Below are 7,373 nucleotides of genomic sequence, written 5' to 3'. Positions count from 1 at the left end.
ACCGCGTCGTCGACGCCGAGGAGGTGCGGCTCCTCCGGCTGATCAAGGGCGGGACGGGCCCAGCCCTGTGACCGACGGCTACGACCTCCCCGGTGCCCCGGACGGCGTCGCCGTCGAGCCCGCGACGCCCGACGACCGCCTCGACGTCCTCCGCGTCCTCGACGCCGCGATGTTGGAGACCGACGCGGAAACCGTCGACGAGCGCATCGCCGCGGGCGACGCGTTCGTGGCGCGCGCGACGCGGACCGACGGGGTCGTCGGCGCACTGGTCGCGACGCGTCCGGACCCCCACCGGCTCCACGTCGACGCCGTGGCCGTCAGACGGGCGCGACGCGGTCGGGGGGTCGGCTCCGCGCTCGTCGCCGCCGCGGTTCGGCGGGGCGCGCGCGACCCCGACGTGCGGGTCGTCACCGCCGCGTTCGACGCCGACCTGTGGGCGTTGTACGAGGGCCTGGGATTCGATGTCCGACCGATCGAGGCCGACGAGTCGGACTCGGATCGCCTCCGGGGATGGCTCGCGGTGGCCGCCCTCGACTCGCGGTGAACCGGGCGTAAGCGGCGCGTCCGACTCGCGGCTGACTGACCTTTTTGTTCGTGGTATGTGTACACATATCTCCCTCAGATGACGCCCTCTCAATCCGGCTCTCCCGACCCGCTCGGTGGTATCGACGTTGACGCGGCGGACGCCGCGGATCCGGCAGACGCCGCGGACGCGACGGCGGGTCCGCGGCGTCAGTCGGCCGCGCCGACGGTCGCGTCCGTGACCGACGATCCCCGGCTCGGCTCTCACCAGCGGGTTCAGGTCGCCACGCTCGCGGCCGAACGCGAGCTGTTGGCGGTCGAATGCGAGCTGCTCGACGAGCAGGTCGACGCGCTCGGGGCGGAGGTGTCCGAGCTCGAAGCCGAGGTGGACGCGCTCGAACGCGCCGTCGAGGCGAAGGAGCGCCAACGACAGCAGGTGATCGACAACTACGAACAGATCGTCGCAGCCCGATCGGACCCGGACGGGGAGGCAACCACGGCCGCCGCCGCGTCGGCGGACTCGGCCGCGTCGGCGGACTCGGCCGCGTCGACGGGGACCGGCTGGCGCCCGCTCGCCGCGGTCGCGTCCCGTCTCAAGCGGGTCGTGACGCGGGTGCGGGGGCTCGCGGGTGAGTGAGGCCGGCCGCGCATCCGATGTCCATTTCCGGGTCGGCCCCGTCGTTCGGGTATGAACGCCAAGTCGCCCGCGGTTTCGACCGACGCTCCCTCGCGAGTCGTGGTGACGGACACATGAGCGGGAAAGACGACTACTACAACCGGTCCAAACAGCAGGGGTACCGGAGTCGGGCCTCCTACAAGCTCAAACAGCTGGACGAGGAGGCGGACCTGCTGGATCGGGGGGACACCGTCGTCGACCTCGGCGCCGCGCCCGGCGGCTGGCTCCAGGTCGCGGCCGAGGAAGTCGGCGAGTCGGGGACGGTCGTCGGAGTCGACCTCCAGCGCATCGACGAGTTCGACGAGCACGACGTGGAGACGATCCGTGGCGACATGACCGACGAGCGCACCCGCCACTACCTGCGCGAGGCGGTCGGGGAGGGCGGCGCCGACGTCGTGGTGAGCGACATGGCGCCGAACATGACCGGCGAGTACGGGCTCGACCACGCCCGGTCGGTCCACCTCGCGCGGCAGGCGTTCGACGTGGCGACGGAGCTTTTGGCGCCCGGCGGCGACTTCGTCGTGAAGGTGTTCCAGGGCGAGGACCTCGACGCGTTCCGCGAGGACGTGGGCGCCGACTTCCAGTACGTTCGAACCGTCTCCCCGCCGGCCTCTCGGGACTCCTCCTCGGAAGTGTACCTCGTCGCGAAGGGGCTGAACACCGCTCCCGTCGAGGCGGGCGATCGGATCGAGGTGACGGTCGAAGAGCGCGGCGACGAGGGCGACGGCATCGCGTACGTCGAGGGGTACACGCTGTTCGTTCCCGGGGCCGACGCCGGCGAGACCGTGACGGTCGTCGTTGACGACGTCAAGCCGCGGTTCGGGTTCGCGGAGCGCGTCGACGACGGGGGAGAGTGAGGCGTGGCCGACGACGGGATCCTCGGCTCGCTGTCGCTCGCCGGGCTGCTCAGTCTCTGTTGTATCGGCTTCGGCGGGATCGCGGGCGCCGCGGCGGTCACGGGCGGGAGCGCCTCGGTCACGACGGTCGCGACGGGCGCGACGACCGCCCGTGGCGCGCTCGTCACCGGGATCGTCACCGCCGTGACGGTGCTGGCCGTCGCCGGCGTCGTGCGGTGGCGGCTGCGGTCCGGCGGGGAGGACGGGGAGCCGTAACTGACGAGAGAGTGTACTCAGTCTCCCAGCGAGATCGGCCGATACCGCCTAGCTGGCGCTCGTCCGTCTCCATTCGCGCAGCGTGAATCGGTCGTAGTCGGTCTCGGCGACCACCTCCCACTCCCGGTCGTCCCACTCCGGGTAGCGCGTGTCCCCGTCGTAGCTCCCGTGAACGTGGCTGAGGACCATCCGGTCGAGGTGGGGCTGGAACAGCTCGTAGATCGCGCCGCCGCCGAGCACGTAGACGGTGTCGTCCCGGGTGGCGGACGATGACCCCCGTACCGGGTCGGCCTCGGCGGCGACCGCCTCGCGGTCGGAGACGGCGTCGCCGACGAGTGTACGGGCCAGATCGATCGCCGACTCGACGCCGTCGGCGACGACCGCCGTCGGGGCGTCGAGGGCGTCGACGCTCCGGCTCACGACGATCTGACGGCTCCCGGGGAGGTCGTCGCGCATCGACTCGAAGGTGCGCCGCCCCAGGATCACCGGCGCGCCCGCGACGCGCTCGCGGTACTGCCGGACGTCCGCTTCGATGTGTGGCCACGGCACCTCGCCGTCTCGCCCGATCACCCTGTTCTCCGCGAGCGCTGCGACGCTGACGAGTTGCACGGGATCCATAACGGGCGGCGACGACAAAAAGCGGTCGGCGGCAGAATCGGGACGGTCCCCGGCGGCCACTCACCCGCCGACAGCGATCCTCACTCGCCGACAGCGGCCGCTCACCCGTCCAGCCCGAGCAGGTCGAACGGGTAGCCGGCGCCGTTCGCGTCCGCCTGCCCGTAGACCACCCGCGCGGCCGCGACGTCCTGGATTGCGAGGCCGGTCGAGTCGAAGACGGTGACGCCGGTGACTCCCCCGTCGCGGTCCTCGCGGTCGTCGTCGTCGCCGTTGTTTTCGCTGTCGCCGCCGCTCCCGGTTCCCGCCCGCCCGGCGCGTCGCCCGACGACGATCGCGCCGATCTCGCCGTAGATGTCGTCGTCGGTGAGCGTGCCCGCGGCGTAGGGCACGTTGATCTCGCCGGAGTGGGTGCACTGCTCGTGGTCGTCGATGACGATCGTGGCGTCGAGCAGCAGCGCGTCGGCGAGCTCGTGTTTCCCCGCCGCGTCGGCGCCCATCGCGTTGACGTGGGTGTGTGCGCCCACGTCGTCGGGGCCGACGATCGGCTCCTCGACCGGCGTCACCGTCGAGAGGACGTCGCAGTGGCCGGCCTCCGCGATCGAGCCGCCGCGGACGTCGAACCGGTCGGCGAACGCGTCGACGAAGGCGGCGACGCGCTCCTCGTTCGGATCGCTCACGATCACCTCCTCGATGTCGCGCACCTCGGCTATCGCCTCCAGCTGGGCGTACGATTGCACGCCCGCGCCGACGATCCCGAGGGAGGTCGCGTCGGGAACCGCGAGGTGGTCGGTAGCGACCGCGGCGGCCGCGCCCGTCCGCTTCCGCGTGAGCGTCGTGCCGTCGAGGACCGCGAGCGGGAACGCCGTCTCCGGATCGGAGTAGATCATCGTCCCCATCACGGTCGGGAGGCCGTGGTCCGCCGGGTTGTCCGTGTGGACGTTCACCCACTTGATCCCCGCGGCGTCCCAGCCCTCGCCGCCCGCCGTCTCCTCGGCGACGTCCTCCTCGCGCACGTCGAGGTAGGCGGGCATGGATCGGAAGTCGCCGTTGTACTCCGGCAGGTCGATGTACGACTTCGCCGGCATCTTTGCGTTCCCGCGCTCGTACGCCGAGAAGGCGCCACGGACCGCGTCGATGACGCGATCCGTCCGGGCGTTTTCCTCGACGGCGTCGGCGTTGAGAAGTACCGTCTCCATGTCGGAGTATTCCCGGGCCGACACTTAGTCTCTGGTGGGAGCCGAGGCGGTCGCCCCCGCTCAGCCGTCCAGCCGCTCGCGGAGCAGTCCGTTCACCTGCCCGGGATCGGCGCTGCCGCCGGTCCGCTGCATCACCTGGCCGACGAGGAAGTTGATCGCGCCGTCGTCGCCGTCGTGGTAGTCGGCCACTGCCTCGGGGTTCTCGTCGATGGCGTCGGTGACCGCGGCCTCGACCTCGCCCGCGTCGGCCTTGCCGAGCCGCTCGCGGTCGATGACGGTCTCCGGATCGTCGCCCTCGTCGAGCATCTCGCGGAGCACGACCTCCTCGGCGTTTTTCACCGTCAGCTCCTCGGCGTCCACCAGCGCTATCAGGCGTTTGAACTCGTCGAGGCGGTCCTCGACGTCGGTGATCGCCATATCGCGGTAGTTGAGTTCGCCGAGCAGATTGTCGGCGACCCACGTCGCGGCGAGGTCGGGGTCGAACGCCTCCGCGACGTCCTCGAAGAAGTCGGCCACCGCCTTCGTGGAGGTGAGCTTCGAGGCGGCCTCGCGGTCGAGCCCGTACTCCTCGCGGAACCGCTCGCGACGGGCGTCCGGCAGCTCCGGGATCGGAATGCGCTCCTTCCAGTCGGCCACCTCGAGGGCGGGCAGGTCGGCCTCGCGGAAGTAGCGGTAGTCCTTCTCGGCCTCCTTCGAGCGCATCGAGACGGTGACGCCGCGGCCCTCGTCCCAGTGGCGCGTCTCCTGTTCGATCTCGCGACCGCGCCGGAGCACGTTGCGCTGGCGGGTCACCTCGTAGGCGAGCGCCTGCTCGGCGCCCCGGTGACTGGAGATGTTCTTCACCTCCGCGCGGTTGACCGCGGCGAGGTCGCCGTCTTCGATCCCGCCGTCGTCGTCCACCCTGTCGTCCGGCACGAGCGAGACGTTGGCGTCGACCCGGAGGCTCCCGTCCCGTCCCGGGTCGAACACGCCGAGGTACTCTAACACCTCCTCTAACTTCGCGAGGAACGCGCGCGTCTCCGCCGGCGACCGAAAGTCCGGCTCCGTGACGATCTCCATCAGGGGCGTGCCGGCGCGGTTGTAGTTCACCAGCGTGTGGGTGGCGTTCTCGATCGAGCCGCCCGCGTGCTGGATGCTGCCGGGGTCCTCCTCCAAGTGCGCCCGGGTGATCCCGATGGTCCGGGGCTCGCCGTCCACGCGCACCTCCAGCTCGCCGTCGGCGCAGATCGGCGCGTCGTACTGGGTGAGCTGGAAGTTCTTCGGGAGGTCGGGGTAGTAGTAGTTCTTCCGGTGGAACGTCGTCGTCTCGGGGATGTCGGCGTCGATCGCCTTCCCCACCTTCACGGCGGCCTCGACGGCGGCCTCGTTGAGGACCGGCAGCGCGCCCGGCAGCCCGAGACAGGTCGGGCACGTGCGGGTGTTGGGGTCCTCGTCGTCGGCGGGCTCCGTCGAGCAGCCACAGAAGATCTTCGTGTCGGTCTCGAGCTGGACGTGGACCTCCAGCCCGATCACGACGGTTCGCTCCTCCGTCGCGGCCTGCGTGCTCATTACTGACCCGTTGTGAGTCGGCCACCTAAATCGTGTCGGCACCGATACGGGTGGTATTACAGAGGCGTCGGTGTGGATTCGGGCATTTGGGGCTCTGTTGAAATACTTAGTAACTGACACAATCTGACCTGGTTTCTATCAGTAGCGGTGGACTCACGAATCGCTCAGTACTGTGGATTCATCCGTCGAAGTACTCCTTCAGTGAAGTTACAATCTCATTCGACAGGTGCCCACCAAACAGTAATTAACCAGCCGACTGTACACCTATCATATGAATGATAACGACCCGAAACCGGATAATCCGCTTTCGCCGTATTATCCCTCGGAAGTGCCTACTATTCCGGGTAATGGTCGTACGTGGTTTGCCATTCTTCTAGCCCTCATAATGCTATTTGGGACATCTTACTGGGTCATCTCTATTTTCATCTAACGAGATTCGATACTGACGCTGAGGCACGGTTCCAGTGTGAGACACGCCTTCAGCGACCATCCGTTTCAGACATGAATACGTTAGAAAAAGAGGATTTCAACAGCGTCGTGTTTGGTTGTATTTCGTTGCTGTCGGTAACATCTCAAACACTGCCAACGATCCAGCCGTTCGCTTATAAATCGCCACCAGCGGATCGTCGGTGAACACCGCCTCGCGGCTGCCCCTTTGAGTCCCACCCGCCCGCAACCGCACCGTAACCTCGTTCCTCCCCAGCCTCGCCGCGGTCGCCATCGGCGACCGCGGGCTCCCTCGCGCGGGCTGCTCGCGGCCTCCCGGCCGCTCGCAGGCACGCGCCACCGCGAGAATTTCTGGCTCCTCGCCACGGTCGTCTCCCTTCGGAACCGTTGCTAAACCCTTATCAGCGCGCGGGTGGCAGGTACGGGCGTATGAGCGACCTCCCGGACGACTTCGACTGCACCCTCACCAACTGGGAGTACATCTACGGGCTCTGTCGCAACGTCTCGGACGACGTCAAACGCGCCGACTTCGAGCCGGACGTGGTCGTCGCGCTCGCGCGCGGCGGGTGGTTCGCGGGACGGTGTATCTGTGACTTCCTCGGACTTGACGACCTCACCAGTCTCAAGATGGAACACTACGTCGGGGCCGCAGAGAAGACCGACGAACCCCAGATCCGCTACCCGATGCCGGAGGGGAGCGTCGAGGGCAAGGACGTCCTGGTCATCGACGACATCGCCGACACCGGCGGGTCGATCCGGCGCGCGGAGGAGTACGTCACGGACCGCGACGCCGGGACCGTCCGCACGGCGACGCTCCAGCTGCTCGGCACCTCCGAGTTCCAGCCCGACTTCGTGGGCGAGCGGCTCGAGCAGTGGACGTGGGTCGTCTACCCCTGGAACTTCCTCGAAGACCTGATCGACCTCACGGCGGGCGCCATGGAGCGCGCCGACGAGGCGGCGTTCTCCCGCGAGGACCTGCGGCACTACCTGGAAGAGTACCACGGGATCGGCCGCATCGAGATGGAGGTCGCCCAGCCCGGCCGGCTCGACGAGGTGATCGACGAGATGGTCCGTCGGGACGTGATCGAGCCCGTGGGCGACGACGCCTGGCGGCTCGCCGAGTGACAGCCGATGGGCGACCGGGAGGTCGAGCGCGACGACGGCGATGACGCCGAGAACTCAAGTGTCGAGGACGCCGAGAGCGCGAGCGTCGGCCACGACGGTGACACGAGCGTCGACGACGCCGCGCTCGAC

The 7,373-nt window shown here is 68.8% G+C and carries 8 protein-coding genes; 5 read left to right on the top strand and 3 right to left on the bottom strand.

Features of this window, described 5'->3' with window-relative positions; genetic code table 11:
- The first annotated feature begins 67 nt into the window (after positions 1-67).
- The 4 genes from GJ633_RS12060 (at position 68) to GJ633_RS12045 (ending at position 2,310) form a co-directional block, all read left to right on the top strand.
- On the top strand, positions 68-544 hold the full coding sequence (locus tag GJ633_RS12060; protein WP_321169057.1) for a GNAT family N-acetyltransferase: 477 nt from the start codon (positions 68-70) through the stop codon (positions 542-544).
- A gap of 78 nt (positions 545-622) precedes the next feature.
- On the top strand, positions 623-1,159 hold the full coding sequence (locus GJ633_RS12055) for a hypothetical protein (RefSeq protein WP_156589025.1): 537 nt from the start codon (positions 623-625) through the stop codon (positions 1,157-1,159).
- A 113-nt stretch (positions 1,160-1,272) separates the two neighbouring features.
- Complete coding sequence (locus tag GJ633_RS12050) at positions 1,273-2,055, top strand: 23S rRNA (uridine(2552)-2'-O)-methyltransferase (RefSeq protein WP_156589024.1); 783 nt, start codon at positions 1,273-1,275, stop codon at positions 2,053-2,055.
- A gap of 3 nt (positions 2,056-2,058) precedes the next feature.
- Positions 2,059-2,310 carry a hypothetical protein gene (locus tag GJ633_RS12045; RefSeq protein ID WP_321169056.1) on the top strand — a complete coding sequence of 84 codons (252 nt, stop codon included), beginning with the start codon at positions 2,059-2,061 and terminating at the stop codon, positions 2,308-2,310.
- Between the two features lie 48 nt (positions 2,311-2,358).
- Here the strand turns inward: GJ633_RS12045 and GJ633_RS12040 are convergent, their stop codons facing one another.
- The 3 genes from GJ633_RS12040 to gatB all read right to left on the bottom strand — a co-directional run bounded on the left by GJ633_RS12040 (position 2,359) and on the right by gatB (position 5,672).
- Positions 2,359-2,919, bottom strand: coding sequence for a dihydrofolate reductase (locus GJ633_RS12040; RefSeq protein WP_321169055.1), 561 nt, complete (start codon positions 2,917-2,919; stop codon positions 2,359-2,361).
- A gap of 110 nt (positions 2,920-3,029) precedes the next feature.
- Complete coding sequence (locus tag GJ633_RS12035) at positions 3,030-4,124, bottom strand: ornithine cyclodeaminase family protein (RefSeq protein WP_156589022.1); 1,095 nt, start codon at positions 4,122-4,124, stop codon at positions 3,030-3,032.
- A gap of 60 nt (positions 4,125-4,184) precedes the next feature.
- Entirely contained in the window at positions 4,185-5,672 is a 1,488-nt protein-coding gene (gatB, locus tag GJ633_RS12030; protein ID WP_156589021.1) for an Asp-tRNA(Asn)/Glu-tRNA(Gln) amidotransferase subunit GatB, read from the bottom strand.
- Between the two features lie 876 nt (positions 5,673-6,548).
- On the opposite strand from gatB, the gene GJ633_RS12025 reads away from it, so the two are divergent.
- Entirely contained in the window at positions 6,549-7,244 is a 696-nt protein-coding gene (locus GJ633_RS12025) for a phosphoribosyltransferase (protein WP_156589020.1), read from the top strand.
- The last annotated feature ends 129 nt before the right edge of the window (positions 7,245-7,373 follow it).

Origin of the sequence: Halorubrum sp. CBA1125, assembly GCF_009742825.1 — an archaeon.
Lineage (GTDB): Archaea > Halobacteriota > Halobacteria > Halobacteriales > Haloferacaceae > Halorubrum.
The sequence above is the reverse complement of the archived record's forward strand: the minus strand, read 5'-3'. Positions and strand labels throughout refer to the sequence as shown.

What these genes read in the sequence shown, in the direction of transcription:
- GJ633_RS12055 (WP_156589025.1), top strand. Translation starts at nt 623, where the DNA reads ATGACGCCCTCTCAATCCGGCTCTCCCGACCCGCTCGGTGGTATCGAC.
- GJ633_RS12050 (WP_156589024.1), top strand. Translation starts at nt 1,273, where the DNA reads ATGAGCGGGAAAGACGACTACTACAACCGGTCCAAACAGCAGGGGTAC.
- GJ633_RS12035 (WP_156589022.1), bottom strand. Translation starts at nt 4,124, where the DNA reads ATGGAGACGGTACTTCTCAACGCCGACGCCGTCGAGGAAAACGCCCGG.
- gatB (WP_156589021.1), bottom strand. Translation starts at nt 5,672, where the DNA reads ATGAGCACGCAGGCCGCGACGGAGGAGCGAACCGTCGTGATCGGGCTG.
- GJ633_RS12025 (WP_156589020.1), top strand. Translation starts at nt 6,549, where the DNA reads ATGAGCGACCTCCCGGACGACTTCGACTGCACCCTCACCAACTGGGAG.